Origin of the sequence: Rhodococcus sp. ACT016, from assembly GCF_050477185.1 — a bacterium.
In the GTDB taxonomy this organism is placed as follows: Bacteria; Actinomycetota; Actinomycetes; order Mycobacteriales; family Mycobacteriaceae; genus Prescottella.
Genome location: NZ_JBEAET010000001.1, coordinates 3,858,755 through 3,884,599 on the forward strand (window position 1 = coordinate 3,858,755; position 25,845 = coordinate 3,884,599).

Sequence of the window (25,845 nt, forward strand, 5' to 3'; positions counted from 1 at the left end):
TGGACGACATGCAGCCAGACCTGACCGCCGACGACACCGAGTTCGAGCGCGAGGACTTCTCCGACGCCTGCTTCGCCGGCGAGACGTGGCGCCGCCGCACCTACATCGGATGCGACTTCCGGGACACCGACCTGTCCGGGATCCTCACCGAGTCCGTGACGTTCACCGACTGCGACTTCACCGGCGCCGACCTCACCGGGTCGCGGCACGTCGGCTCCGCGTTCCGCAACTGCCACTTCGAGTACACGCGCATGTGGGACAGCACCTTTCAGCACTCGAGCTTCATGGGATCGGTGATCCGGGACTCCCGGATCCGCCCCCTCACGCTCGAAGAGGTGGACTTCACGCTGGCGTCACTGGGCGGCGTCGACCTGCGCGGTGTCGACCTGTCGGGCTGCCGGCTGCGCGAGGCCAACCTGGTTGCCGCCGACCTGCGCAAGGCGATCCTGCGCGACGCCGATCTGACGGGCGCCCGCACCGCCGAGCTGCGGCTCGACGACGCCGACCTCGAGGGCGCCCGCGTCGACCCGTCGCTGTGGACGTCCGCGACGCTCACCGGCGCCGCCATCGAACTGTCACAGGCCGTGAGCTTCGCGGCCGCCCACGGGTTGCGCGTCGCGGTCGGTGACTAACCGGCGGCGCCGGGTGTGACGAACTCCGGCTGATCGAGCACCCGCAGCCAGCTGCCGTCGGGCTGCCGGCGGACGACCTGTGCCCGGGCTCCGGCCCCGTCGCGAGGCGGCGTGGAGGTCAGCGCGAGATCGCCGCTCACCAACGTCGGGAGTGGCGGCTCGGGTTCGAAGCGCGGCGCATGACTGAGCACCTGCGCCCACAACGCCCGGATCGCCGCCCGTCCCACCGTCATCGACCCCGGCGGGTACGCCATGACCGCGTCCTCCTCGTACAGCGCAGCTACGCCGTCCGCATCGCCGGCATTGGACCGCTCGACGAACAACCGGGTGAGGTCCTCGGGCGTCATGGCCTTCTCGAGCTGGATCTTCGACATGTGGGGGTTTCCTCTCGCACGAACCGGAATCGACAAGACCAGCATCGAGCCGCACAGATCAGAAGTCCAACAGATAGTTCTTCTCAGAACTAGAATCCAGAGTTATGGAACTGCGCCAGCTCGAGTACTTCGTCGCCGTGGCGGAGGAAGCGAACTTCACCCGCGCCGCCGCACGCGTGCACATCAGCCAATCCGGCATCAGCGCACAGATCCGGCAGCTCGAGAACGAACTGGGTGCACCCCTGTTCGACCGGTCCAACAGGATTGCGACGCTCACGGCCGCGGGCGAAGCCGCCCTGCCCCATGCACGTGCCGCGCTCACCGCCGCCGGGACCGTGCGCGAATCCGTCGACGACGTGAATCAGCTCGTTCGCGGACGACTCGCGGTGGGGATGGTCACCGCCTGTACCGTGACACCCCTCTTCGACGCCCTCTCCGCATGCCGGCGCACGCATCCCGGCGTCGTGATCGACCTCGTCGAGGACAACTCCGATCGGCTCGTCGACCGCGTGCGCGCAGGCTCACTCGACCTGGCCCTCGTCGGGGTGGCGGAGCAACCGCCCGCCGATCTCGCCTCGCTCACGATCGTGTCCGAGCACCTCGTCGCGGCCGTTCCCGCCGGGCATCCACTGACCACAGTGCCGGACGCGCGACTGGCCGACGTGTGCGAGCACCCGCTCATCGTCATGCCCGCCGGAACCGGCATCCGCACCGTGCTCGACCTCAGCTGCGCCGGGCTGTCCACCACCCCGCACATCGCGATGCAGGCCAGCGCTCCGGACGCGGTCGCGGATCTTGCGCAGCGGGGGCTCGGGGTGGCGATCCTCAGCGAGTCGATGGCCGCCGCCTACCCGGGCCTCGTCCCGGTCGGCATCCGGGACGCCGACATCGCGGCCGTACTGGCACTCGTCTGGCGCCCTGCGCCGTCCCCGGCGCTGCGCGCGCTGCTGGACCTGACGCGACGCGCATTCACCGTCCCCGCCGCCTGACCCCGACTCCCGCCCGGACATCCCCTGAAACGCCGAATGGCGCCCACTCCCGAAGGAGTGAGCGCCATCGACGGGATCAACCGTCAGTGATCAGAAAATCACTTGACGATCTTGGTGACGCGACCGGCACCGACGGTGCGGCCACCCTCACGGATCGCGAAGCGCAGGCCCTCGTCCATGGCGACCGGCTGGATCAGCACGACGGACATCTCGGTGTTGTCACCGGGCATGACCATCTCGGTGCCCTCAGGCAGGGTCACAACGCCCGTCACGTCAGTCGTACGGAAGTAGAACTGCGGACGGTAGTTGTTGAAGAACGGCGTGTGGCGGCCGCCCTCGTCCTTGGACAGGATGTACGCCTGGCCCTCGAACTCGGTGTGCGGGGTGGTGGTGCCGGGCTTGACCACAACCTGGCCACGCTCGACGTCCTCGCGCTTGATGCCACGAACCAGCAGACCGACGTTGTCGCCGGCCTGGCCCTGGTCGAGCAGCTTGCGGAACATCTCGATGCCGGTGACCGTGGTCTTGGTGACATCGGGACGGATGCCGACGATCTCGACTTCCTCGTTCACGTTGATCACGCCGCGCTCGATACGACCGGTGACGACGGTGCCACGACCGGTGATCGTGAAGACGTCCTCGACCGGCATCAGGAACGGCTTGTCGGTCTCACGAACCGGATCCGGGATGGAGTCGTCGACAGCCTGCATGAGGTCGACGATCGACTGAACCCACTTCTCGTCACCCTCGAGGGCCTTCAGAGCCGAGATCGGGATGACCGGAGCGTTCTCATCGAACTCCTGGCCGGCCAGCAGTTCGCGGACCTCCATCTCGACGAGCTCGAGGATTTCCTCGTCGTCGACCATGTCGGCCTTGTTCAGGGCGACGAGGATGTAGGGCACGCCGACCTGGCGAGCGAGCAGCACGTGCTCGCGCGTCTGCGGCATCGGGCCGTCGGTGGCGGCCACGACCAGGATCGCGCCGTCCATCTGAGCCGCGCCGGTGATCATGTTCTTGATGTAGTCAGCGTGACCCGGAGCGTCGACGTGCGCGTAGTGGCGCTTCTCCGTCTGGTACTCGACGTGGGAGATGTTGATCGTGATACCACGAGCCTTCTCCTCCGGCGCCTTGTCGATCTGATCGAAAGCGAAGCTCTCGTTCAGGTCGGGGAACTTGTCGGCCAGCACCTTGGTGATCGCAGCCGTGGTGGTGGTCTTGCCGTGGTCGACGTGACCGATGGTGCCGATGTTCACGTGCGGCTTGGTCCGCTCGAACTTCGCCTTCGCCACTGGATGTCCTCCTGGACTGATTGTGCTTGCGGTATGCAGCAGTGCGGTTGGTTATTACGTTGGTCGTGCTTCGGCCGACGAAACCGAGGTTACTCGCCGGTCGCCTTGGCGATGATTTCCTTCGAGACGTTCGCGGGAACCTCTGCGTAGGAATCGAACACCATGGAGAAGTTCGCACGGCCCTGGGTCTTCGACCGCAGGTCACCGATGTAACCGAACATCTCCGAGAGCGGAACCAGCGCCTTCACGACACGGGCACCACTGCGTTCCTCCATGGCCTGGATCTGGCCACGGCGGGAGTTGAGGTCGCCGATCACTTCACCCATGTAGTCCTCGGGCGTGGTGACCTCGACAGCCATGAGGGGCTCGAGAATGACCGGGCCGGCCTTGCGGGCGGCTTCCTTCAGCGCCTGCGAACCGGCGACCTTGAAGGCCATTTCCGAGGAGTCGACGTCGTGGTAAGCGCCGTCGAGCAGGGTCAGCTTCAGGTTCACGAGCGGGTAACCGGCGAGAACACCGTACTGCATCGCGTCCTGCGCACCGGCGTCGACCGAAGGGATGTACTCGCGCGGAACGCGGCCACCCGAGACCTTGTTCTCGAACTCGTAGCTCGCGCCGTCCTCGCCCACGAAGGGCTCGAGGGCGATGATGACCTTTGCGAACTGGCCCGAACCACCGGTCTGCTTCTTGTGGGTGAACTCGTGCTTCTCGACCGGCTTGGTGATGGTCTCACGGTACGCAACCTGCGGCTTGCCGACGTTGGCCTCGACCTTGAACTCGCGACGCATACGGTCGACGAGGATGTCGAGATGGAGCTCGCCCATGCCGCCGATGACGGTCTGGCCGGTCTCCTCGTCGAGCTCGACCGAGAAGGTCGGATCCTCTTCGGCGAGCTTCTGGATCGCGGTGCCCAGCTTCTCCTGGTCGGACTTGGTCTTGGGCTCGATCGAGACCTGGATGACCGGGTCCGGGAACGTCATCGACTCGAGGACGATCGGGTTGTCCTGCGCGCACAGGGTGTCACCGGTCGTGGTGTCCTTCAGGCCGATCATCGCGTAGATGTGGCCCGCGACGGCCTCGTCGACCGGGTTCTCCTTGTTGGCGTGCATCTGGAAGAGCTTGCCGATGCGCTCCTTCTTGCCCTTGGTCGCGTTGAGGACCTGGGCACCCGGCTCGACACGACCCGAGTAGACGCGCACGAAGGTGAGCTTGCCGAAGAACGGGTGCGCAGCGATCTTGAAGGCCAGGGCCGAGAACGGCTCGTCCTTGCTGGGCTTACGCGTGAGGATGGTCTCCTCGTCGTTCAGCTTGTGGCCCTCGACCTCACCGATGTCCAGCGGGTTCGGGAGGTAGTCGATGACCGCGTCGAGCATGGGCTGAACGCCCTTGTTCTTGAACGCGGAACCACACAGCACCGGGTACAGCTCGGAGTTGACCGTCATCTTGCGGATGGCGCCCTTGATCTCCTCGACCGTGAGCTCCTCGCCGCCGAAGTACTTCTCCATGAGAGCTTCGTCGGACTCGGCAACGGTCTCGAGCAGCTTCTCGCGGTACTCGGCAGCCTTGTCGGCCAGGTCCGCGGGGATCTCCTCGATGGTGGGCTCAGCACCGGTCGGCACGACGCCGCGCCAGGTGATGGCCTTCATCTCGACGAGGTCGACGACACCGTCGAAGTCGTCCTCGGCACCGATCGGCAGCTGGAGAACCAGCGGCTTCGCGCCGAGGCGATCGATGATGGTCTGCACGGTGAAGTAGAAATCCGCGCCCATCTTGTCCATCTTGTTGACGAAACAGATGCGGGGGACGTCGTACTTGGCAGCCTGGCGCCAGACCTGCTCGGACTGGGGCTCGACGCCTTCCTTGCCGTCGAACACTGCGACAGCGCCGTCGAGGACGCGCAGCGAGCGCTCGACCTCGACCGTGAAGTCGACGTGGCCGGGGGTGTCGATGATGTTGATCTGGTTCTTGTTCCAGAAGCAGGTGACGGCGGCGGAGGTGATGGTGATACCACGCTCCTTCTCCTGCTCCATCCAGTCGGTGGTCGACGCACCGTCGTGGGTCTCACCGATCTTGTAGTTCACACCGGTGTAGAAGAGGATGCGCTCGGTGGTGGTGGTCTTGCCGGCATCGATGTGCGCCATGATGCCGATGTTGCGGACCTTGTTCAGGTCGGTCAGCACTTCCTGTGCCACAGGATTCTTCCCCGCTCGTTGATCGTGTCGGCCCTTCTGGGGCCACGTCTCTTTTTCTTGTCAGCCGGCCCGGTGACGGAACCGACACAGTAGTGACAACGCCAGGCCGGGGGTTTTGGTGCCCGGAGGCTCCCCCGGCCTGGCGTGGTATCACCAGCGGTAGTGCGCGAACGCCTTGTTGGCTTCAGCCATCTTGTGGGTGTCCTCGCGACGCTTCACGGAAGCGCCCAGGCCGTTGCTCGCATCGAGAAGCTCGTTGGCGAGACGCTCGACCATGGTCTTCTCACGACGAGCACGCGAGAAGGTCACCAGCCAGCGCAGGGCCAGCGTGGTGGAACGGCCCGGACGAACCTCGACCGGAACCTGGTAGGTGGCGCCACCGACGCGACGGCTGCGGACCTCGAGGGCGGGCTTGACGTTGTCGAGCGCGCGCTTGAGGGTGACGACCGGATCGGTGCCGGTCTTCTCGCGAGCCTGCTCGAGGGCACCGTAGACGATGCGCTCGGCGGTGGACTTCTTACCGTCCAGCAGGATCTTGTTGACGAGCTGGGTGACCAGCGGCGAACCGTAGACCGGATCCGCGACGAGCGGCCGCTTGGGAGCGGGACCCTTACGAGGCATCAGCCCTTCTCCTTCTTCGCGCCGTAGCGGCTACGCGCCTGCTTGCGGTTCTTGACACCCTGGGTGTCGAGAGAGCCGCGGATGATCTTGTAGCGCACACCCGGGAGGTCCTTCACACGACCGCCGCGGACGAGCACCATCGAGTGCTCCTGCAGGTTGTGGCCCTCACCCGGGATGTAAGCGGTGACCTCGACGGAGCTGGTCAGGCGCACACGGGCGACCTTCCGCAGCGCGGAGTTCGGCTTCTTCGGGGTGGTGGTGTACACGCGAGTGCACACGCCACGACGCTGCGGGCTGCCCTTCAGGGCCGCGGTCTTGACCTTGGCGGCCTTGTCGCGGCGGCCCTTGCGGACCAGCTGGTTGATGGTTGGCATGTACCGGCTTTCTTCGTTGGTTCCAGACTGCTCACACGAGCAACCCTGGCTGTTCTGAAATTAGGGATCCATCGGTTGGGGCAAGAAAGCTGCTGCCCCGCACCCACCCCGCGCGTGCACACGAGGTCGGGCGTGTCGCGTACCCCCACACAGGCAACCGGATGCTCGTACCTGCAGAAACCTCACGGAGACTCCAGAAACACGCGCACGCCAATGCCTCGCATAGGCACACAGATCGGCCCGAACACGTCGGACACGACCCCCAACGATACCTGGCGGCTCCATTCGAGGTCAAAGCGGGGCCGGGGGTCGAGCGATTGTCAAGCGCTGAGGTGGAGCGTGAGTTTCACCAGCGTGGCCGCAGCCTCACACGGATCGGGATGTCCCCCGCTCCGGTACTGGACCCACCACCCGATCACCCCCGAGACCGGGCTGCCCGCCGCGATCCCACACGCGCCGGGATCCCCCGGCGGCCGCGAGAGCACGGCGCGCCGGCCGTCGACGGTCGTGTCCTCGACCGCGTAACCGAGGCGCTGCGACGTCTCGCGCTCGACGTCGAGCGTTCCCGTTTCGAACCAGTTGAACGTGACCCGCGTCGGACCGGCCGGGCCGTCCACCGACCAGCGGCAGATCGCACCGAAGAAGCCGCGTTCGATCGCGCCACCGCCGACGGCGTCGGCGATCTGTTCGGGTTCGACGGCGTCACACTCGGTGAGGAGGGCCGCGTACGCGGACGACGAGCCGGGCGCGGTCGCCCCCTCCGGCACCGGCGTCCCGCCGACGGTGGCGCCGCATCCCGAGAGCGCCAGGACGCCGACGACCGCGGCGGCCGGAATCGTGCGCCTCACTTCTGCGCCCTCTCGACCGTGAGTTCGGCGAGCTGCCGGGCCGCCCGACACGGATCCGCGGTCGGCGCGGCGCCGGCGTACGAGATCGACCAGTGCACGAAATCGTCGCCGAACTGCACGCCCAGCTCGCACAGCCGACTCGAGAGAGAAGAGACGAATCCGGGGTGGGCGCCGATCTCGACGTCGGTCGCCGGGCGGCCGATCAGCTCGCTGCCGGCGCGTTCGCGTCCGATCGGGCTGCCGCGGTACCAGGAGAAGGAGACGTGCGGGGAACCCTGCCCGTCCTGCACGGACGACTGCCACTCGCAGCCGACGGAGTTGCGCACGACCGTTGCGAAACCGGGAACCCCGAACGCCTTCGCGACCTCGTCGTCGGTGACCGACCCGCATTCGCCGAAGAACGGGCCGGCGTCACGCGTGGTCGACGCCGCCGCGTCCCCGAGCGAGCGCTCGTCGGCTCCGGAGCCGCCGCAGCCGGTGAGCAGCAGGACGGCGGCCGCCGGGAGCGCACCCACGAGCAGCTTCTTCGGCATGGAGCGGCACTGTACCGCTACAGCAGAGGAGCAGCGGGCGACGGCGCACCGGCGATCGAGCCCAGCGCGGCATCGAGTTGCGCCGCCCAAGCCCGCACGATCTCGGCGCGCCGCCGCGAGTCGTCGGTCAGGACGTCGGCGAGGCCGAGGCCGCGGGCGAGATCGAGAGTGGCCTGGACGAGCCCCCGAATCGCAGGATCGGAGTCATCGACGCCAAGGCTCTCGACGGCGGTGCGGTGCGCGACGCGACCGAATCGCTCCTCGAGCGGGAGGACCCGCGCCCGCAGTTCCGGGTCCGCGGCCGCAGCGGTCCACACCTGCAGCGCCGCCTTGAACAGCGTGCCCGTGTAGTAGTCGACGAGCCGAGCGACCACGGCCTCGGTTCGGCCAGCGCCCTCGGGCAGCGCGGTGACCTCGCGGTGAGCCTGATCCATCCGGCTGTCGAACATGAACTCGAGCGCGGCGGTGATCAGGTCCTCACGAGTCGGGAAGTGGTGCTGCGTGGCGCCCCGCGAGACGCCGGCCCGCTGCGCGACGACGGCGACCGTCGTGGCCGACCAACCGAACTCGGCCAGGCAGTCGACGGTCGATTCGAGGAGTCGGTGCCTGGTGAGGCGACTCCGGTCCTGTTGTGGTGCGCGCATCCTGTCGCTCTCCTGTCGTCCGCTCCGGTGTCTTCCGGCCGTTGTGTGGCGTGTGGCTACTGCCTTGTGGGCGGTAGCTGCAGGGCCCCGAGTAATCAATCTGTAAACGAAGGTAAGCTTCGTCACAAGTTCATTGCAGAACGGCCTCGAACACGTTACTAATTCTGCAAGGAAGGGTTACCTTCCTTTCTTTCTCACCTCAACTCACAGGAGCAAAATCATGGGTTCTGCCGAGCTCGTCGACTTCTTCGACTTCATCACCGACTTCGCCGGCTACGCCAGCGACCTCATCGGCGCCCTGAGCTTCTTCGCCGGTTCGCTCGACACCGTTTCGAGCATCTTCGGCTGAGCCGACGCCTCGACGACTGTGGGGTCCGTTCCGAGATGGAACGGACCCCACGTTCGTTTCAGCCGTCGACGGACCACCCCGGCGCCCGTTTCTGCAGGAACGCCGTCATCCCCTCGATGGCCTCCTCCGAACCGAACAATCGGGCGGACTGTGCCGCCAACTCGTCCGCGTAGCGATCGAAGTCGGCGAGCATCCGCATCGTCGTGAGCTTCTTGGACTCGGCCAGTCCCTGCGGCGAACACTTCCGCAGCGCCGTCCCCAACTCACGCACCGCCACCGGCGCATCCTGAACGGCCTCGCTGACGAGGCCGATCGCCTCCGCCTCGTGCGGACCGAACTTCTCCCCCGTCAGGAAGTAGCGTCCGGCCGCGCGGGCGGTGAGTCTCGGAATCACCGTGAGCGAGATGATCGACGCGGCGAGCCCGAGGCGCGCTTCGGTGAGTGCGAACGTGCTCTGCGGCCCGGCCACCGCGATGTCGCAGGCCCCGACCAGCCCCATCCCGCCGGCCCGGACGTGCCCGTCGACCTGGGCGATCACCGGCTTGGGTAGCTCGACGATCGCCCGCAGCAGCTCCGTCATCTGCGTCGTGCGCACGGCCGCGAGTTCTGCCGGATCCGCGCCCGCGGACGCACTCGCCTCCCACAGGTCCGCCCCCGCGCAGAACGTGGTGCCGGTGTGAGTGAGCACGACCGCGCGCACCGCGTCGTCGTCCGCCGCGTCCGCCAGGCCCCGCCGCAACTGTTCGACCAGCCTGCCCGAGATCGCATTGCGGTTGTGCGGCGAGTCCAGGGTGAGCGTCGCGAGGCCGTCGGCCACGTCGTACCGGACGAGACGATCCGTCGTATCCGTCATGTCGGCCACCGTCAGTAGGACTTGGGCAGGCCGAGCGAATGCTGGGCGACGAAGTTGAGGATCATCTCGCGGCTCACCGGCGCCACCCGGGCTATCCGGGCGGCCCCGAGCATCGCGGACAGGCCGTATTCCTTGGTGAGCCCGGCGCCGCCGTGTGTCTGGATCGCCTGGTCGAGAGTCTTGATGCTGGCCTCGGCGGCCGCGTACTTGGCCATGTTCGCGGCCTCGGCTGCACCGAAGTCGTCGCCGCTGTCGTAGAGCGCGGCCGCCTTCTGCATCATCAGTTTCGCCAGTTCGAGTTCGATCTTGCACTGCGCGAGGGGATGCGCGAGGCCCTGGTGGGTACCGATGGGCGTCTTCCAGACCGTGCGCTCCTTCGCGTACTTCACACCGGCCGCGAGCGCCCAGCGCCCCATCCCGATCGCCATCGCCGAACCGAGGATGCGCTCGGGATTCAGGCCCGCGAACAGTTGCATCAGCGCCGCGTCCTCGGAGCCGACGAGCGCGTCGGCCGGCAGTCGCACGTCGTCGAGGAACAGCGTGAACTGGTGATCGGGCTCGACGATGTCCATCTCCATCGGCGTGGCGACGAAGTTCTGGGCGTCGGTGGGCACGATGAACAGTGCCGGCTTCAGCTTGCCGGTGCGGTGGTCCTCGGTGCGCGCGACGATCAGGACCGCGTCGGCCTGGTCGACCCCGGAGATGAAGACCTTGTTGCCCCGCAGGATCCAGTCCTCGCCGTCGCGGCGTGCGGTGGTCGTGATCTGGTGCGAGTTGGAACCGGCGTCGGGTTCGGTGATGCCGAACGCCATGATCTTCGACCCGTCGGCCAGCGCGGGGAGCCACTCCTGCTTCTGCGCGTCGGTGCCGTACTTGCCGATGATGGTGCCGCAGATCGCAGGCGAGACCACGACCAGCAGCAGCCCGGCGCCCTGCGCCGCGAGTTCCTCCTGCACCAGGGCGAGTTCGTAGATGCCCGCTCCCCCGCCGCCGTACTCCTCGGGCAGATTCACGCCGAGGAAGCCGAGCTTGCCGGCCTCGTTCCACAGTTCGGTGAGCGGTTCACCCTTGCGCGCCTTGGGCAGGACGTAATCGACGTAGTTGAAGCGCTGCGCGAGCTTGGACACCGCCGCGCGCAGTTCCTTCTGCTCCTCCGTCTCGATGAAGCTGCTCATGCGGTTTCCCCTTCTGCCACAATTGGTTCGACGATTGCCAGGATCGATCCGACGTCGACCTGACGGCCGACCTCGACGGGTAGTTCGGTGAGCACACCGGACGTGGGCGCCTTGACGGTGTGCTCCATCTTCATGGCCTCGAGCCACAGGATCGGCTGGCCGGCCTCGACGTGATCACCCACCGCCGCCGCCAGCCTGATCACCGCGCCCGGCATGGGCGCCAGCAGCGAGCCCTCCGCGACGACGCTCGACGGGTCGACGAAGCGCGCGAGCGCGGTGAGCGTCACCGGACCGAGCGGCGAGTCGACGCACACGCGGTCGCCGTAGCGAGCGACGTCGAACCGGCGCTGCAGCCCGTCGACGTCGAGCACCACCTGGTCCGGTGTGGACGAGACCAGCGAAACCCCGTCGTAGTCTTCGGCACTCATGCCCGACCGGGTGAGCAGGTAACGGACGTCGTGCTCGCCGTGCACCCCGGCGTACCGCTTGATCTGCGGCTGCGACGACAGGTTCCGCCAGCCGCTCGGCAGTCCGCCCAGCACGGGCGCGGCGGCGCGGTTGCCGGCGGCGTCGGCGACCGCGGCCGCGAGGGCCGACAGCCTCTCGGCGTCCGCATCGGCGAGAGGACGTGCCAGGACGTCGAGTCCGTGGGTGTCGAAGAACGCGGTGTCGGTGTCGCCCGCGAGGAACGCCGGGTGCCGCAGGACGTTGACGAGCAGGTCGCGGTTGGTCTGCAGACCGTGCAGGCGGGTGCGGGCCAGCGCCGACGCGAGCACCTGCGCGGCCTGCGCGCGGGTGGGCGCGTACGAGACGACCTTGGCGAGCATCGGGTCGTAGAAGACGCTCACCACCGAACCGTCCCGGACACCCGAGTCCAGGCGTACCCCGGTACGGTCGAGCACCTCGAACTCGACTGTGTTGCCGGGCAGTTCGATCCGCTCGATCGTGCCGCTCTGCGGCCGCCATCCGTGCGCGGGGTCCTCGGCGTAGAGCCGGACCTCGATGGAGTGCCCCCGGATCGCCGGCGGCTCGGCGGGCAGCGCGGCGCCGCCCGCGACCTGCAACTGCAGTTCGACGAGGTCGAGTCCGGTGGTGCACTCGGTGACGGGGTGCTCCACCTGCAGACGCGTGTTCATCTCCAGGAAGAAGAAGTCCCCCTCCTCGTCGGCGAGGAACTCCACGGTGCCGGCGCCCTCGTAGCCGATCGCGTTCGCGGCAAGTCGCGCCGCGTCGAACAGCCGAGCGCGCATGGCAGGGATGCGTTCGACGAGCGGCGACGGCGCCTCCTCGACCACCTTCTGGTGGCGGCGCTGGATCGAGCATTCGCGCTCACCGACGGCCCACACGGTGCCGTGCCGGTCGGCCATCACCTGGACCTCGATGTGCCGTCCGGTCTCGAGGTAGCGCTCGCAGAACACCGTCGGGTCGCCGAACGCGGACTGCGCCTCACGGCGGGCCGCCTCGATCTCGTGGGGCAGCGCCGACAACTCGCGCACCACGCGCATGCCGCGGCCGCCGCCACCGGCGGACGCCTTCACGAGCACCGGGAGATCGGCCTCGGTGACCGCGGCGGGGTCGAGTTCGGCGAGGACCGGAACCCCGGCCTCGGCCATGATCCGTTTGGACTCGACCTTCGAGCCCATCAGCGCGATCGCCTTGGCGGGCGGCCCGATCCAGGTGATCCCGGCCGCCTCGACGACCTGCGCGAAATCGGCGTTCTCCGAGAGGAATCCGTACCCGGGGTGGATCGCGTCGGCCCCCGCGGCACGGGCGGCGGCGACGATCGCGTCCGCCCGCAGATACGTCTGGGCGGGCGTCGCACCCGGCAACCGGACCGCGGCGTCCGCGGCGGCGACGTGCGGGCTCGCGGCGTCCGGATCGGAGAACACCGCGACGGTGCCGACACCGGTGCGCCGGCACGTCGCGAACACCCGGCGGGCGATCTCGCCGCGGTTGGCGACCAGGACGGACGTGATGGTGGAGTTACTCGCAGTAGTCGTCACAGGTCTCACTCACATCCGGAAGACGCCGAAGTTCTCGGTGCCCTCGATCGGGGCGGTGGCGATGGCCGACAGGCACATCCCCACCACCGTGCGGGTGTCGCGGGGGTCGATGACGCCGTCGTCGTACAGGCGCCCCGAGAGGAACATCGGCAGCGACTCGGCCTCGATCTGGTTCTCGATCATGGCCCGCATCCCGGCGTCGGCCTCGGCGTCGAACACCTGCCCGCGCGCCTCGGCGGCGGCGCGGCCCACGATCGAGATGACGCCCGCGAGCTGGGCGCCGCCCATCACCGCGGACTTGGAACTGGGCCACGCGAACAGGAACCGCGGGTCGAACGCGCGCCCGCACATGCCGTAGTGGCCGGCGCCGTACGACGCGCCGAGCAGGATCGAGATGTGCGGCACGGTCGAGTTGGCGACCGCGTTGATCATCATCGACCCGTGCTTGATCATCCCGCCCTCCTCGTACTCCTTGCCCACCATGTAGCCGGTGGTGTTGTGCAGGAACAGAAGTGGCGTGTTCGACCGGTTCGCGAGCTGGATGAACTGGGTGGCCTTCTGCGACTCCTCGCTGAACAGGACACCGCGCGCGTTGGCCAGGATGCCGATCGGGTAGCCGTGCAGTTCGGCCCAGCCCGTCACGAGCGACGATCCGTACATCGGCTTGAACTCGTCGAAGTCGGACCCGTCGACGATGCGGGCGATCACCTCGCGCGGGTCGAACGGGATCTTCAGATCCGACGGCACGATGCCGAGCAGTTCCTCGGGGTCCTCGAGCGGTTCGATCACCTCGGCCCGCGGCGCCGGTCCCTGCTTCTTCCAGTTCAGGCGTCGGACGATGCTGCGGCCGATGCGGATGGCGTCCTGCTCGTCGAGGGCGAAGTAGTCGGCCAGGCCGGACTTGCGGGCGTGCATTTCGGCGCCACCGAGGGATTCGTCGTCGGACTCCTCGCCGGTCGCCATCTTCACCAGCGGCGGCCCGGCCAGGAACACCTTGGACCGTTCCTTGATCATCACGACGTGGTCGGACATGCCGGGAATGTAGGCGCCGCCGGCGGTGGAGTTGCCGAACACGAGCGCGACGGTGGGGATGCCGGCCGCCGACAGCTGCGTGAGGTCGCGGAACATCCGCCCGCCGGGGATGAACACCTCCTTCTGCGTCGGCAGGTCGGCGCCGCCGGATTCGACGAGGGAGATCACCGGCAGTCGGTTCTGCACGGCGATGTCGTTGGCGCGGAAGCCCTTCTTGAGGGTCCACGGGTTGGACGTGCCGCCCCGGACCGTCGGATCGTTCGCGACGACGAGACATTCGACGCCGCTGATCACCCCGATGCCGACGATCGTGGACGCGCCCACCGGGAATTCGGTGCCCCACGCGGCGAGCGGGGACAGTTCGAGCAACGGCGAGTCCGGGTCGAGCAGCAGTTCGATGCGCTCGCGCGCGAGCAGCTTGCCCCGCTTGTGATGCCGCTCGACGTACTTCTCGCCGCCACCGGCCAGGGCCTTCGCGTGCTCGACCTCGAGCTCGGCGAGCTTGGCGGTCATCGACTCCACCGCCGACGCGTACTCCGTCGATTTCGTGTCCAGTGCGGACTTCAGGGTCGTCACGACTGGTACCCCAATCGCTTGGCCGCCAACGAGGTCAGGATCTCCGTGGTCCCGCCCCCGATTCCCAGAATGCGCATGTCCCGGTACTGCCTCTCCACTTCGCTTTCCGCCATGTAGCCCATGCCGCCGAACAACTGCACGGCCTGGTTCGCCACCCATTCACCGGCCTCGACGGCAGTGTTCTTCGCGAAACACACCTCGGCGACGAAGTCCTCGCTCGACGTGAGCGAGCGTTCGACGAGGGTGCGGGTGTAGACGCGGGCGACGTCGATGCGCCGCGTCATCTCGGTGAGGGTGTTCTGCACCGCCTGCCGCGAGATCAGCGGCCGACCGAAGGTCTCGCGGTCGCGGCACCACTGCAACGTCAGGTCCAGGCAGCGCTGCGCGCTCGCGTACGCCTGCGCGGCCAGCGCGATGCGTTCGGTGAGGAACGCCTGCGCGATCTGCACGAAGCCCGAATTCTCCTCACCGACGAGGTTTTCCACCGGCACCCGGGCGTCGACGAACGCCAGTTCCGCGGTGTCCGACGCCCGCCAGCCCATCTTGTCGAGCTTGCGCGCCACCTCGAAACCCGGTGTGCCCTTCTCGATCACGAGCAGCGACACCCCGCCGGCACCCGGACCGCCGGTGCGCACCGCGGTGACCACGAAGTCGGCGCGGACTGCGGACGTGATGAACGTCTTGGCGCCGTTGACGATGTAGTGGTCACCGTCCCGCACCGCGGTGGTCCGCAGGTGCCCGACGTCGGAGCCGCCGCCCGGTTCGGTGATCGCGAGCGACCCGATCTTCTCGCCCGCGAGGGTGGGGCGCACCCACCGGTCGATCTGCCGCGGGTCGCCCGCGGCGACCAGGTGCGGCAGGGCGATCCCGCACGTGAACAGCGACGCGAACAGCCCGCCGGACGCCCCGGCCTGGTGCATCTCCTCGCAGATCAGGACGGCGTCGACCAGGTCGCCGCCGTCGCCGCCCACCTCCTCCGAGAAGCCGGCACCGAGCAGCCCGAGCGCGGCGGCCTTGCGGTGCAACTCCCGCGGGATCTCGCCGTCACGCTCCCAGTCGCCCAGGTTCGGAAGGATCTCCTGCTCGACGAAACCCCGGACCGTCTTGCGCAGCTGTTGCCGCTCGGGGGTGTCCCACACACTCATGCGTGTCCTTCCTGAAGTTCGTCGGCGTAGTCGGGAACGAGATCGGTGGGGATCTCGAGGTGCCGGGACCGCAGCCACTCGCCGAGGCCCTTGGCCTGCGGGTCGAAGCGGGCCTGCGACGCGACGCCGCGGCCGAGGATGCCCTCGATCACGAAGTTGACGGCGCGCAGGTGCGGCAGGACGTGACGAGTCACGTTCAGGCCCTTGGCCTCCGGCAGCATGCGCTTCAGCTCGTCGACGGTGAGCGCGTGGACGAGCCAGCGCCACTGCTCGTCGGTGCGCACCCACACCCCGACATTGGCGTTGCCGCCCTTGTCGCCGCTGCGGGCGGCCGCGACGGATCCGAGCGGCACGGTCACCGAGTCGTCCGACATCGACGGCTCCGGCAGCGGCGGCTCCGGGACATCCTCGAGCGCGCGGGTGACGACGCTCGGTGCGATGTCGACGCGACCTCCGTCGGGCAGCACCGCGACGTGCGGCACCTGGCCGGCGTCGACGTAGCCGGGGGTGAACACCGCGTACGGCTGTCCGCTCGACGGCGGTGCGGTGAGCGTGAACCCGGGGTAGCTCGCGAGGGCGAGTTCGACGGCCACCGACGAGAACGCACGACCGACGACGTTCGGGTCGGTGTCCCTGACCGTGCACCGCAGCAACGCGCTCGCGGCCTCCTCGGTGTCGGCGTCGGGGTGGTCGGTGCGCGCGAGCGTCCAGTCGAGTTCCTGCGGCTCCACCTGGAGCCACGAATCCATCTGCCGCCGAACCAGTTCGGCCTTGGCCTCGATGTCGAGGCCGGTGAGCACGAACGTCGCCTCGTTGCGGAATCCGGCGAGGGCGTTGAGCGACACCTTGTACTGCGGCGGCGGGGCCTCGCCGGTGACGCCGGAGATGCGGACGCGGTCGGGGCCCGCGTCGGAGAGCACCACCGAATCCATGCGGGCGGTGACGTCGGGGTTCGCGTAGCGGCCGCCGGTGATCTCGTACAGCAACTGCGCGGTGACGGTGTCGACGGTGACCGCTCCCCCGGTCCCGGCATGCTTGGTGATGACCGACGATCCGTCGTCGTGGATCTCGGCGATCGGGAAGCCCGGGCGGGTCAGGTCGGGGATCTCGGTGAACCACGAGTAGTTGCCGCCCGTGGCCTGGGTACCGCACTCGATCACGTGACCGGCCACCACGGCACCGGCGAGCCGGTCGAAATCGTCTCGCGCCCAGCCGAAGTGCGCTGCAGCGGGCCCGACGATCACCGAGGCGTCGGTGACCCGGCCGGTGACGACCACGTCGGCGCCGGCGTTCAGGCACTCGACGATCCCCCACGCACCGAGGTACGCGTTGGCGGTCAGCGGTGTGGTGTCGCGGTCGAGGCCCAGTTCGCCGACCCGCGCGATCAGGTCGTCGCCCTCGACGTGCGCGATCCTCGCGTTCAGCCCCAGCCGGTCGTTCACCTCGCGCAACGCGTCGGCCAGCCCGGCCGGATTCAGGCCGCCGGCGTTCGCCACGATTTTCACGCCGCGGTCGAGCGCGAGTCCGAGGCAGTCCTCGGCCTGCCGCAGGAACGTCTTGGCGTAGCCGCGCGACGGATCCTTCATCCGGTCCCGACCGAGGATGAGCATCGTGAGCTCGGCGAGGTAGTCGCCGGTCAGGTAGTCGAGCTCGCCACCCTCGAGCATCTCCCGCATCGCCGAGATGCGGTCGCCGTAGAAGCCGGAGCAGTTGCCGACCCGCACCGGCGCCGAAGACGCGGTCATCGGGCCACCTCCGTCCGAGCCGAGTCCCGGCCGGTACCGGGCGGGCCCGCGAACGCCTGCGCGATGTCGAGCCACCGGTCGGCGTCGGCCCCCGTCGCCCGCAGCGCGGTGTCCGCGCGATTCAGGCGCTGCGTGACGAGCAGGCAGAAGTCCTCGGCCGGGCCGCTCACCCGTTGCGTCGCGTCCTCCGACCCCCACGCCCAGACGGCGCCGTCGGGCGCGGTGAGTTCCACCCGGAACTCCTCGGCCGGTGGGGTGAGTTCGTTGACGCTGTACGCGAAGTCGCGGGTGCGAACACCCAGGCGCGCAATGTGCTTCAGCCGCGCGGTCGGTTCGGTCGACGCACCGAGCGCGTCGGCGACGTCCCGCCCGTGCGCCCACGTCTCCATCAGGCGTGCGGTCGCCATCGAGGCCGCGCTCATCGGCGGCCCGTACCAGGGCAACTTGGTGCCGGCCGGGACGTCGAGCAGCACCTGCGCGAGTCGGGCACGGACCTCGCGCCAGTCGGCCAGCAGTTCCCGCGGCGGACGCCGCGCCTCCGCCTCGGCACCCTCGTCGACGAAGCCGTACGGGTTCTTCCACGCCTCGGTGAGCTGCGCGGCGAATGCGTCCGGATCGGTGGCCGCCATCAGGGCGGCCCGGTCGGTCCACGCGAGATGACCGATCTGATGCGCGACGGTCCAGCCCACGGCGGGTGTCGGTGTCGCCCACCGATCGTCGGGCAGGTCCGCGACGAGGGCGTCGAGCACCTCCCCCTCGGCGCGAAGGTCGTCGACGATCTTGTTCACGTCAGCCACATACCCCTCCTCGAATGCTGAGACCAGCATCACATCGAGTCGGGCAAAAATCAAGCATGCATGCTTGTTTATTCCGGGCGCGCGTCGACGCAGACCCGCTGCCGCCCAGGTCAGGCGCTCAACGCGGTCGCTGCACCCCAATCTCGCCGGCCGCCACTCAGCGACCAACCGAAATCGGGCGTGCGAGTGACCGCATGCTGCCGCTCGATCGCAAAGTTCGTGACCGGAAGACGCTCCACCAGATCGGGATCGGCCAGCGTATTTCCCGCGACGCCCTGCTCGAACATCGAGAAGGCGGTGTGGTTGACCGATTGGACAGCGACCTGCAGCGCTGTGAGAGCGGTGGCATGCGGACCGAATTCGGCGAGGGTGTGACCGCCGTCGACCGTGGTGCCGACCACCGCGTAGTAGTGCCAGTGCGAAGTGTTGTCCGGGTTGTGCGCGACGCCAGGCTCTTCAGCCATGATCGCCCCTTCCCTACTCGAGGCTCCTGTCGCGACGATAGAACCCGCCCCCGACAAGATCGCGCCGACGCGCCGACGTGACCTCGAACGATGCAGAAGGGCCCCCGTGCGAACGAATCGCACGGGGGCCCTTTGTCCGAGAACTCCGAAGAGTGCCGAATATCAGTGCATCATCACCGGCTGAACTTCCTCGGTCGTCGGCGTGGTGCGCCGGCGCGGCAGGAAGAACGCGGGGATCAGCGTGCACAGAACGAGCACGAACGCGACCGTGAACGTGTTGCCGAAGGCCTCGGCCGCCGCACCCAGGATGTGTTCCGGCATGCCCGGGGGCTCCGAGGCCACAACCTGGTCGAAGTGCTGCGCCATGACCGTCTCGTTCGTGAGACCGCGGTCGAGGAGCTGGTTCGTCAGGATCACGGACATCGTCGCGGTACCGATCGAACCGGCGGTCTGCTGGACGATGTTCATCAGCGTGGAACCGCGGGCGATCATCTCGTTCTTCAGCGTGACCATGGCGGCCGTCATCAGCGGCATCATGGTGCAGCCCATGCCGAGACCCTGCACGAACAGGGAGCCGAGCAGCAGCCAGTACGGCGAGTCCGAGGACAGCTGGGTGAAGGAGAACATGCCCAGTGCGATCAGCGGCAGACCCGTCAGCACGATCCTGCCCGGACCGATCTTGTCGACCAGCCGGCCGGCGATCGGCATCGTCACCATCGCACCGATACCCTGCGGCGCGAGCAGCAGGCCCGCGGCCAGCGTGGACTCACCGCGCACCTGGATGAAGTAGCTCGGGAACAGCAGACCCGCACCCATGAACGCGACGATGAACGTCGAGGTGGTGAGCACCGCGACCGTCAGCTGCCGGTTCTTGAACAGATGCAGGTCGATCAACGGATGATCCTTGCGGAGCGCGTGGAACACGAATCCGATGATCAGCACGAGTCCGATACCGGCCGTGACCAGGACACGGGCCGAGGCGACGGTGCCGGTCTCCGGAATCGACGACACACCGAACAGGAACAGCGCCAGACCGGGCGAGAGCAGCAGCATGCCGACGAAGTCGAATGCCTGCGACGGGCTCGGATTGTCCTTGGGCAGCAACTTGAACGCGGCCGTCAGCGCGACGATGCCGACAGGCAGGTTGATGAGGAAGATCCAGTGCCAGCTGGCGGCGTCGATCAGCCAGCCACCCAGGATCGGACCGCAGATCGGGCCCAGCAGCATCGGGATACCGAGCACAGCCATGACCCGGCCGACACGCTCCGGACCCGCCGCGCGGGTCATGATCGTCATACCGAGCGGCATGAGCATGCCGCCACCGAAGCCCTGGATCACGCGGAACAGGATGAGCGTCTCGATGTTCCAGGCAAAGGCACACAGCACGGAACCGATCACGAACAGCACGAGGGCCGACATGTACAGCCGCTTGGTGCCGAACCGGTCGGCCGCCCAGCCCGTGATCGGGATGACGGTGGCCAGCGCCAGCGTGTAGGCGGTCATCGTCCAGGCGACAACCGCATAGGTCGTGTCGAACGTTTCGATGAACTTCGGCACCGCGACGCTGACCACGGTGACGTCGAGGATGGACATGATGGCGCCGAGCACCACCACGGAGGCGATCTTGAGGACCGCGCCGTCGATCTTGTCCGACTCGGGCGCCCCGGGTTGGGGTCCGGCCGGCGAGTTGGGCGTCGTCATGTACAGAATTCCTGACTTCGGACCCGCAGGGCGTCGCCTGCGAGTATCGGTTTAAGGGCCTCGAGCAACCGCCTGCGATCCGGCTGATCCAGCCGTCCTGCGAACGCGCGGAGCTCGTCACGCTTGTCCTCGAGATGACGGGAGGCCAGGGTTCGCCCGGACTCCGTCAGCGAGACCCGTTTGATCCGGCGATCGTCGGGGTCTTCACGGCGCTGTACCAACTCCTGACACACCAACTGGTCGATGTTCCGACCGGCAGCGGCCACCGACATCCGAAGACACTCGGCGACCTCGTTGATCGCGATCGGCTCCCCGTGCTGCGCCAGCACGAAGAGCGCGCGAACCTGAGAGAACGACAGGTCCATCGCGACGAGGGTGTCCATCGACTCGGACTCCCCCATGCCCAGAAGACGCATGATGAACTCCTCGAGCACGTCGTAGACCTCATTCGGAGTCACATCTGCCACGAAGGAAATAGTAGCGACTGCGCAACTATTGCAACAACGCAAGAATGCTCGGTCCCCACCCGAATTCGCGGCTCGTCAACGACACCACGAGCCCCCGACGTGCAGCAACACATTTTCCGCGCAGGAACGCGTCAGGTGATGAGGAACACACTCACTCCTGTACGAGCACGGCCTTCCCGAGGACTCGGCCGGCCTCGAGGTCCGCAAGCGCGTCGGCGGCCGACGCCAGCGGATACCGCGCCTTCACGATCGGACGCAGCCCGGCGCGAACGTGCTTCACCAGCGCGGCATGCGTCTCCGCGAGCGCCGACGGCTCGTGCCGCAGGAACTCACCCCACGCCGCGCCGACGATGCTGATGTTCCGGAACAGCACCCGGTTGACCTTCACGGACGGGATGCCCCCGCCCGCGAAACCGATCACGACCAACCGGCCCTCCGGCGCGAGCGCCCGCACCGCGTCGTCGAACGCGTCGCCTCCGACCGGATCGACCACCACGTTCGCGCCGCCTCCCCCGGTGAGCTCACGCACCCGCGTCGCCCAACCGTCGGTGAGCCGCACGATGTCGTCGGCGCCGATCTCACGCAGGAAGTCGTCGGCACCGTCACGACGCACCACCGCGATCACCCGCGCACCGTGCGCCTTGGCCAACTGGATCGTCGACGTCCCGACGCCGCCCGCCGCACCGAGGACCGCGACGGTCTCCCCCGGCTGCAACTTGGCGCGGCGCCCCAGCGCGAACTCCATGGTCTGGTAGTTGATGATCAGCGACGCCGCCTCGTCGAACCCCAACTCGTCCGGGATCGGCAGTACCAGCGCGGGATGCACGGCGACCCGCTCGGCGTAGCCACCGAGGCTCGACACCGCGAGCACCCGCTGTCCCGGCTCGAATCCGCTGCCCTCGGGGGCGCTGACGACGACACCCGCCACCTCGGTGCCCGGCACGAACGGCGGTTCCGGACGCAACTGGTACTTGCCGTAGCTGATCAGCAGGTCCGGGAAACACACCCCACTGGCCTTCACGTCGATCAGGACCAGACCCGTCGCGTCCGGTTCGGGCACGTCCCGCACCACCATCGCCGACGGCCCCGCCAGTTCCGTGACAACCACTGCGCGCACTTCCCACCTCCGAATCCGCCGGGCCGGCATCTCTGGTGGACGCGGTGCCCTCGCCGTGACGCTACCCGGAAGCTACCCGCCGAACAGCCCGCGGCGCCTGCGACCGACGGCCACCATCTCCGCGGTGTCGGTCATCTTCACGCGCGGCCGCCCCGCGGCCAGGCCCCGGCTGCGTTCCACCCGATCGATCGCGTCCCAACCGCGTCGCGAGACCCGCTCGGGCTGTCGACTCGCCAGCAGCTTGCCCAGTTCCTTGCGCCCTCCTGCGGGCGCCGGCAGCCGCCGCGCCTCGAAGTCCTCGACGATCTTTGCCACCGTCTCCTTCGCACACGCCTTGTTGGTGCCGATGACGCCGTTGGGGCCGCGCTTGATCCACCCGGTCACATACACGCCCTCGAGCGGTTCGCCCGCGCCGACGACGACCCGACCGCGGTCGTTCGGGATCACCCCGCGGCGGTCGTCGAACGGGACTCCCGCGAGCGGCCGCCCTCGGTAGCCGATCGAACGGAGGACCAGCGAGGCCTCGATGTGCTCGGTGCGCTCGGTCGGCTCGGCGGCGAGCGCACCGGATGCGTCCTCGACCAGTTCGTTGGCGACGACCGCCAGCCCCGCCGCCCGGTCGGCGCCCAGGACCTCGGTCGGCGACGACAGGTAGCGGAACACGATCCGCTTGTTGCCGGCCGTCGGCGTGCGCTGCGCGAACTCCTGCGCCAGACGCACCTTCATCAGCATCGCCGGCTCGGCGGCGGCGCTGTCGATCAGCGCCCGCGATGCGGGGTCGAGTTCCACTTCGGCCGGGTCGATCACGACGTCCACGCCCGGCAGGTCGCCGAGAGCCAGGAATTCGGGATTGGTGTACGCGGCCTGCGCCGGTCCGCGCCGACCCAACAGCACCACCTCGCGAATATTGCTGCGCCGCAACGCCTCGAGTGCATGGTCGGCGATGTCGGTCTTCGCGAGGTCGTCGGGATCCATCGTGAGGATGCGGGCGACGTCGAGCGCCACGTTTCCGTTGCCGACGATCACGGCCCGCTCCCCCGACAGGTCGAACGTGCGGTCCGCGTAGTCGGGGTGCCCGTTGTACCAGGCGACGAACTCGGTCGCGGCGTGGCTGCCGGGCAACTCCTCGCCGGGGATCCCCAGCGCGCGGTCGCTCGACGCACCCACCGCATAGATCACCGCGTGATGATGGCTCAGCAGGTCGGCGTGGCTGACATGCTTGCCCACCTCGACGTTGAGGTGAAACTGGAACGCCTCCCGCCCCAGGGACCAGTCGAACATCTCGGTCACGACCTTGGTGCCCGGATGGTCCGGTGCGACACCCGCCCGGACCAGCCCCCACGGCGTCGGCAGCTTCTCGAACATCTCGACCTCGACGTCGGAGCGCTTGAGCAACTCCTCGGCGGCGTAGCACGCGGCCGGTCCGGCGCCGACGATCGCGACGCGGAGCGTGCCCAGGTCGCGGACCGGCGGCGCAGCGGGCGTCAGTGGAATCCAGCCCGGCTGCAGCGGGCGACGCACGTAGTAGTCGGCATTGATCTCCCGGTACCGCTCCAGCGACTCGGTCAACTGGTCCTCGGGGAAGATCGCGTTCACGGGGCACGCGTCGACGCACGCGCCGCAGTCGATGCACGCCTGCGGCTCGATGTAGAGCATCTCCGTGGTCGCGAACTCCGGCTCCTCCGGCGTCGGGTGGATGCAGTTCACGGGACACGCCGAGACGCAGCTCGCGTCGTTGCAGCACGCCTGGGTGATGACGTAGGCCATTTCGATTCCCGCCCTTCGCGCGTCCGGGCGTGATGGACGCCCGCCGCAGCCACCGATGTGACAGACTTCATGTGACGTTGAGTTACAGCTACGGGACTGTACTCGGACCCCGGCGGCGAAACAAGCATCGTCCCCGGAATCCGGGGACGGCTCGTCCACGACCTGCCACAATCGCTGGCGACAACCGCCGAACCGAGGGAACACCGTGGCCTCCGAGCAGATCGTCCCCGCAACGCACATCGTCACCGCACCGCATGTCCTGGCGCCGCCCCCGCCGGCCGACCGGTGCTTCGAGACCACCCGACCCATCCGCACCGCGGACGTGGACAGCGCCTACCGCCTGCGGCTCGACGGCATCGCCCGCTACCTGCAGGACATCGGCAGCGACAACCTCGCCGCGTTCGGATTCGACGACACCGATCCGCTGTGGATCGTCCGACGCACCGTCATCGACGTGCTCCGACCGGCAGTCTGGCCCGACCGGATCCGCCTACGCCGCTGGTGCGCCGCGCACTCGACCCGATGGTCGGCGATGCGCGTGCAGGTGACCGGCGACGAGGGCGCCCTGATCGAGACCGAAGGATTCTGGATCAACATCGGCACCGAGACCGGCATGCCCGCGCGAATCAGCGACGGCCTGCTCGAGAGCCTCGCGAGCACCACCGACGAGCACCGGCTCAGGTGGAAGCCGTGGCTGCCGACGACCGCGCCGGCCGAGGACGATCAAGAGGACGACGCCACCCCGGACCGAACTTTCCATCTGCGGACCACGGACATCGACCCGTTCAACCACGTCAACAACGCCACCTACTGGCATGCGGTCGAGGAATGCCTGGCCGACCGACCCGACCTGCACGAGGCGCCGTACCGCGCCGTCGTCGAGCACTTGAGCCCGATCTTCGCCCGCGACCACGTCCACCTCCGCACTCGGTCCGACGACACGTCGCTTTCGGTGTGGTTCCTCGTCGAGGGCGAGGTGCGCGCGGTCGCGAGGATCGAGACGTTGTAGCGATCGGGCTCGCGCGAATGCAGGCTTCGGCTACTGGCGCGCGAAACCGCGCTCGGCGGCGACGCCGAAATAGTCGCCGCCCTTGCGCGCGGGATTGTCCGCGCCCCACTCGCGGCCTCGATCGACCGGCGTCATCCGCGGAATGTGCCTGCGGCAGTGGATGTACGCCTCCTCGACATCGACGAGGACCCAACGTTCCGCACGATGTCCGCGCACTCGCTCCGCCGGCAGATCGGGGTGCGCGAGGCGGACGTCGTCGTCCGACACGATGCGTGCAGTGCCGTTGACGTGCAGGCCGATCAGGTCGGTGGCGAAGTCGGCCATGAACATCCCGATGTGCGGGTTCTCGACGATGTTGCCGAGGCTGGCCAGGACTCCGTTGCCCTGATACTCGGGGTAACCGATCTTCCCGTCGGAGAAGACGTGCGCGAAGCCGGGCGGGCCGGCCCGCATCGACACGTCGCACGAGCCGTCGGCCGCCGAGGTGCCGATGAACAGCAGCTCCATCCGCTCGACGAACTCGATCATCGCGGGGGTCAGTCGCGTGCACATCTGACGGGCGTAGAAGCGGTCGGCGCGGGCAGATGTACCCAACTCGTCCTGCATCATCTGCTCGCCGTAGGTACCACCCGCCGCCGTTTCGCAGATGGCCTGTCCGGTCGAGGTTCGATCATCGGTGGACATCGTCGTTCTCCTTGCGCGAGAACCGTGGAGCTGTCACCTCCCAGGCTCCTGCCCACTTCCGACGGCCACCAGCGACCCTGGGTGGAAATTCTCGCCACCCAGGGTTCGGAGACTCAGGACACTAGAACACCTTTTTCGCTACGACGGCGAGACCGGCGACGATCAGTGTCACCAGCAGCGCGGTCCCGAACCCGGTGAGCCACCACAGAACACCGAACACGACGATCGCCGGCGCCGCGACGATGAGTGCAATGGTCGGGCTCTCGCGGACGACCTCGACCGCGGTCTGGGCCTTGACCCGGTCGATCTTCTTCCCAGCCATCTCGCCTCCGAATAATCCGATTAGTCCGGTATCGCCTTCGGTTTCAGGATACGCAGTGGTACTCCATCCAGAATGCACGAAGGTCCCGCCCCTGGTGGGGACGGGACCTTCGTGTCGGACAGTTCTACCGGTTACCGGTAGCT

Annotated in this window: 26 protein-coding genes; 4 read left to right on the forward strand and 22 right to left on the reverse strand. The window is 68.1% G+C overall.

Annotation, left to right across the window (positions count from 1 at the left end; all coding sequences use genetic code 11):
- The first annotated feature begins 8 nt into the window (after positions 1 to 8).
- Entirely contained in the window at positions 9 to 632 is a 624-nt protein-coding gene (locus ACQ5DX_RS17690) for a pentapeptide repeat-containing protein (RefSeq protein WP_430335722.1), read from the forward strand.
- Here the strand turns inward: ACQ5DX_RS17690 and ACQ5DX_RS17695 are convergent.
- Entirely contained in the window at positions 629 to 1,006 is a 378-nt protein-coding gene (locus tag ACQ5DX_RS17695) for a YybH family protein (protein ID WP_430333808.1), read from the reverse strand. The two genes, ACQ5DX_RS17690 and ACQ5DX_RS17695, sit on opposite strands and share 4 nt — an antisense overlap.
- 104 nt (positions 1,007 to 1,110) lie before the next feature.
- Here ACQ5DX_RS17695 and ACQ5DX_RS17700 point away from each other — a divergent pair, with 104 nt between their 5' ends.
- Positions 1,111 to 1,995, forward strand: coding sequence for a LysR family transcriptional regulator (locus ACQ5DX_RS17700; RefSeq protein WP_430333809.1), 885 nt, complete (start codon positions 1,111 to 1,113; stop codon positions 1,993 to 1,995).
- Between the two features lie 98 nt (positions 1,996 to 2,093).
- Here the strand turns inward: ACQ5DX_RS17700 and tuf are convergent, their stop codons facing one another.
- The 7 genes from tuf to ACQ5DX_RS17735 form a co-directional block, all read right to left on the reverse strand.
- Positions 2,094 to 3,284 (reverse strand): elongation factor Tu, encoded by a 1,191-nt coding sequence (gene tuf, locus ACQ5DX_RS17705; protein WP_430333810.1) that lies wholly within the window; start codon positions 3,282 to 3,284, stop codon positions 2,094 to 2,096.
- 89 nt (positions 3,285 to 3,373) lie between these two features.
- Positions 3,374 to 5,476: an elongation factor G gene (fusA, locus tag ACQ5DX_RS17710; protein ID WP_430333811.1), complete on the reverse strand. Its 2,103-nt coding sequence runs from the start codon at positions 5,474 to 5,476 to the stop codon at positions 3,374 to 3,376.
- 150 nt (positions 5,477 to 5,626) lie between these two features.
- Positions 5,627 to 6,097 (reverse strand): 30S ribosomal protein S7, encoded by a 471-nt coding sequence (gene rpsG / locus ACQ5DX_RS17715; RefSeq protein ID WP_005518273.1) that lies wholly within the window; start codon positions 6,095 to 6,097, stop codon positions 5,627 to 5,629.
- Positions 6,097 to 6,471 carry a 30S ribosomal protein S12 gene (gene rpsL, locus ACQ5DX_RS17720; protein ID WP_003937662.1) on the reverse strand — a complete coding sequence of 125 codons (375 nt, stop codon included), beginning with the start codon at positions 6,469 to 6,471 and terminating at the stop codon, positions 6,097 to 6,099. The genes rpsG and rpsL overlap by 1 nt, the downstream gene beginning before the upstream one ends.
- Positions 6,472 to 6,791: 320 nt before the next feature.
- On the reverse strand, positions 6,792 to 7,319 hold the full coding sequence (locus tag ACQ5DX_RS17725; protein ID WP_430333812.1) for a DUF3558 domain-containing protein: 528 nt from the start codon (positions 7,317 to 7,319) through the stop codon (positions 6,792 to 6,794).
- A complete protein-coding gene (locus ACQ5DX_RS17730) occupies positions 7,316 to 7,852 on the reverse strand; it encodes a DUF3558 domain-containing protein (RefSeq protein WP_430333813.1) in 537 nt (178 codons plus the stop codon). Before ACQ5DX_RS17730 ends, ACQ5DX_RS17725 begins: the two co-directional genes overlap by 4 nt.
- Before the next feature lie 17 nt (positions 7,853 to 7,869).
- On the reverse strand, positions 7,870 to 8,496 hold the full coding sequence (locus ACQ5DX_RS17735) for a TetR/AcrR family transcriptional regulator (protein ID WP_430333814.1): 627 nt from the start codon (positions 8,494 to 8,496) through the stop codon (positions 7,870 to 7,872).
- A gap of 220 nt (positions 8,497 to 8,716) precedes the next feature.
- On the opposite strand from ACQ5DX_RS17735, the gene ACQ5DX_RS17740 reads away from it, so the two are divergent.
- Positions 8,717 to 8,845 carry a hypothetical protein gene (locus ACQ5DX_RS17740; protein ID WP_430333815.1) on the forward strand — a complete coding sequence of 43 codons (129 nt, stop codon included), beginning with the start codon at positions 8,717 to 8,719 and terminating at the stop codon, positions 8,843 to 8,845.
- Positions 8,846 to 8,903: 58 nt separating this feature from the next.
- Here the strand turns inward: ACQ5DX_RS17740 and ACQ5DX_RS17745 are convergent, their stop codons facing one another.
- The 12 genes from ACQ5DX_RS17745 to ACQ5DX_RS17800 form a co-directional block, all read right to left on the reverse strand.
- On the reverse strand, positions 8,904 to 9,698 hold the full coding sequence (locus tag ACQ5DX_RS17745; RefSeq protein WP_430333816.1) for an enoyl-CoA hydratase family protein: 795 nt from the start codon (positions 9,696 to 9,698) through the stop codon (positions 8,904 to 8,906).
- 11 nt (positions 9,699 to 9,709) lie between these two features.
- The gene (locus ACQ5DX_RS17750) at positions 9,710 to 10,873 is read right to left on the reverse strand and encodes an acyl-CoA dehydrogenase family protein (RefSeq protein WP_430333817.1); all 1,164 of its coding nucleotides are present in this window, start codon (positions 10,871 to 10,873) and stop codon (positions 9,710 to 9,712) included.
- Positions 10,870 to 12,876 carry an acetyl/propionyl/methylcrotonyl-CoA carboxylase subunit alpha gene (locus ACQ5DX_RS17755; RefSeq protein ID WP_430333818.1) on the reverse strand — a complete coding sequence of 669 codons (2,007 nt, stop codon included), beginning with the start codon at positions 12,874 to 12,876 and terminating at the stop codon, positions 10,870 to 10,872. The genes ACQ5DX_RS17750 and ACQ5DX_RS17755 overlap by 4 nt, the downstream gene beginning before the upstream one ends.
- 9 nt (positions 12,877 to 12,885) lie before the next feature.
- Positions 12,886 to 14,484, reverse strand: a complete 1,599-nt coding sequence (locus ACQ5DX_RS17760) for an acyl-CoA carboxylase subunit beta (protein WP_430333819.1) — start codon at positions 14,482 to 14,484, stop codon at positions 12,886 to 12,888.
- Positions 14,481 to 15,629: an acyl-CoA dehydrogenase family protein gene (locus ACQ5DX_RS17765; protein WP_430333820.1), complete on the reverse strand. Its 1,149-nt coding sequence runs from the start codon at positions 15,627 to 15,629 to the stop codon at positions 14,481 to 14,483. Before ACQ5DX_RS17765 ends, ACQ5DX_RS17760 begins: the two co-directional genes overlap by 4 nt.
- Positions 15,626 to 17,374 (reverse strand): acyclic terpene utilization AtuA family protein, encoded by a 1,749-nt coding sequence (locus ACQ5DX_RS17770; RefSeq protein ID WP_430333821.1) that lies wholly within the window; start codon positions 17,372 to 17,374, stop codon positions 15,626 to 15,628. The genes ACQ5DX_RS17765 and ACQ5DX_RS17770 overlap by 4 nt, the downstream gene beginning before the upstream one ends.
- Positions 17,371 to 18,171, reverse strand: a complete 801-nt coding sequence (locus tag ACQ5DX_RS17775; protein WP_430333822.1) for a TIGR03084 family metal-binding protein — start codon at positions 18,169 to 18,171, stop codon at positions 17,371 to 17,373. Before ACQ5DX_RS17775 ends, ACQ5DX_RS17770 begins: the two co-directional genes overlap by 4 nt.
- Before the next feature lie 110 nt (positions 18,172 to 18,281).
- Positions 18,282 to 18,635: a hypothetical protein gene (locus ACQ5DX_RS17780; RefSeq protein WP_430333823.1), complete on the reverse strand. Its 354-nt coding sequence runs from the start codon at positions 18,633 to 18,635 to the stop codon at positions 18,282 to 18,284.
- Positions 18,636 to 18,797: 162 nt separating this feature from the next.
- Entirely contained in the window at positions 18,798 to 20,336 is a 1,539-nt protein-coding gene (locus ACQ5DX_RS17785; protein ID WP_430333824.1) for a DHA2 family efflux MFS transporter permease subunit, read from the reverse strand.
- Positions 20,333 to 20,803 carry a MarR family winged helix-turn-helix transcriptional regulator gene (locus ACQ5DX_RS17790; RefSeq protein ID WP_430333825.1) on the reverse strand — a complete coding sequence of 157 codons (471 nt, stop codon included), beginning with the start codon at positions 20,801 to 20,803 and terminating at the stop codon, positions 20,333 to 20,335. The genes ACQ5DX_RS17785 and ACQ5DX_RS17790 overlap by 4 nt, the downstream gene beginning before the upstream one ends.
- Positions 20,804 to 20,954: 151 nt before the next feature.
- Positions 20,955 to 21,920, reverse strand: a complete 966-nt coding sequence (locus tag ACQ5DX_RS17795; RefSeq protein WP_430333826.1) for an NADPH:quinone oxidoreductase family protein — start codon at positions 21,918 to 21,920, stop codon at positions 20,955 to 20,957.
- A 72-nt stretch (positions 21,921 to 21,992) separates the two neighbouring features.
- Positions 21,993 to 23,687: an FAD-dependent oxidoreductase gene (locus ACQ5DX_RS17800; RefSeq protein ID WP_430333827.1), complete on the reverse strand. Its 1,695-nt coding sequence runs from the start codon at positions 23,685 to 23,687 to the stop codon at positions 21,993 to 21,995.
- A gap of 205 nt (positions 23,688 to 23,892) precedes the next feature.
- On the opposite strand from ACQ5DX_RS17800, the gene ACQ5DX_RS17805 reads away from it, so the two are divergent.
- Positions 23,893 to 24,696 carry an acyl-[acyl-carrier-protein] thioesterase gene (locus ACQ5DX_RS17805; protein WP_430333828.1) on the forward strand — a complete coding sequence of 268 codons (804 nt, stop codon included), beginning with the start codon at positions 23,893 to 23,895 and terminating at the stop codon, positions 24,694 to 24,696.
- 30 nt (positions 24,697 to 24,726) lie between these two features.
- Here ACQ5DX_RS17805 and ACQ5DX_RS17810 read toward each other — a convergent pair whose 3' ends face one another.
- On the reverse strand, positions 24,727 to 25,380 hold the full coding sequence (locus tag ACQ5DX_RS17810; protein ID WP_430333829.1) for a pyridoxamine 5'-phosphate oxidase family protein: 654 nt from the start codon (positions 25,378 to 25,380) through the stop codon (positions 24,727 to 24,729).
- A gap of 121 nt (positions 25,381 to 25,501) precedes the next feature.
- A complete protein-coding gene (locus tag ACQ5DX_RS17815) occupies positions 25,502 to 25,702 on the reverse strand; it encodes a hypothetical protein (RefSeq protein ID WP_430333830.1) in 201 nt (66 codons plus the stop codon).
- Positions 25,703 to 25,845: the final 143 nt, after the last annotated feature.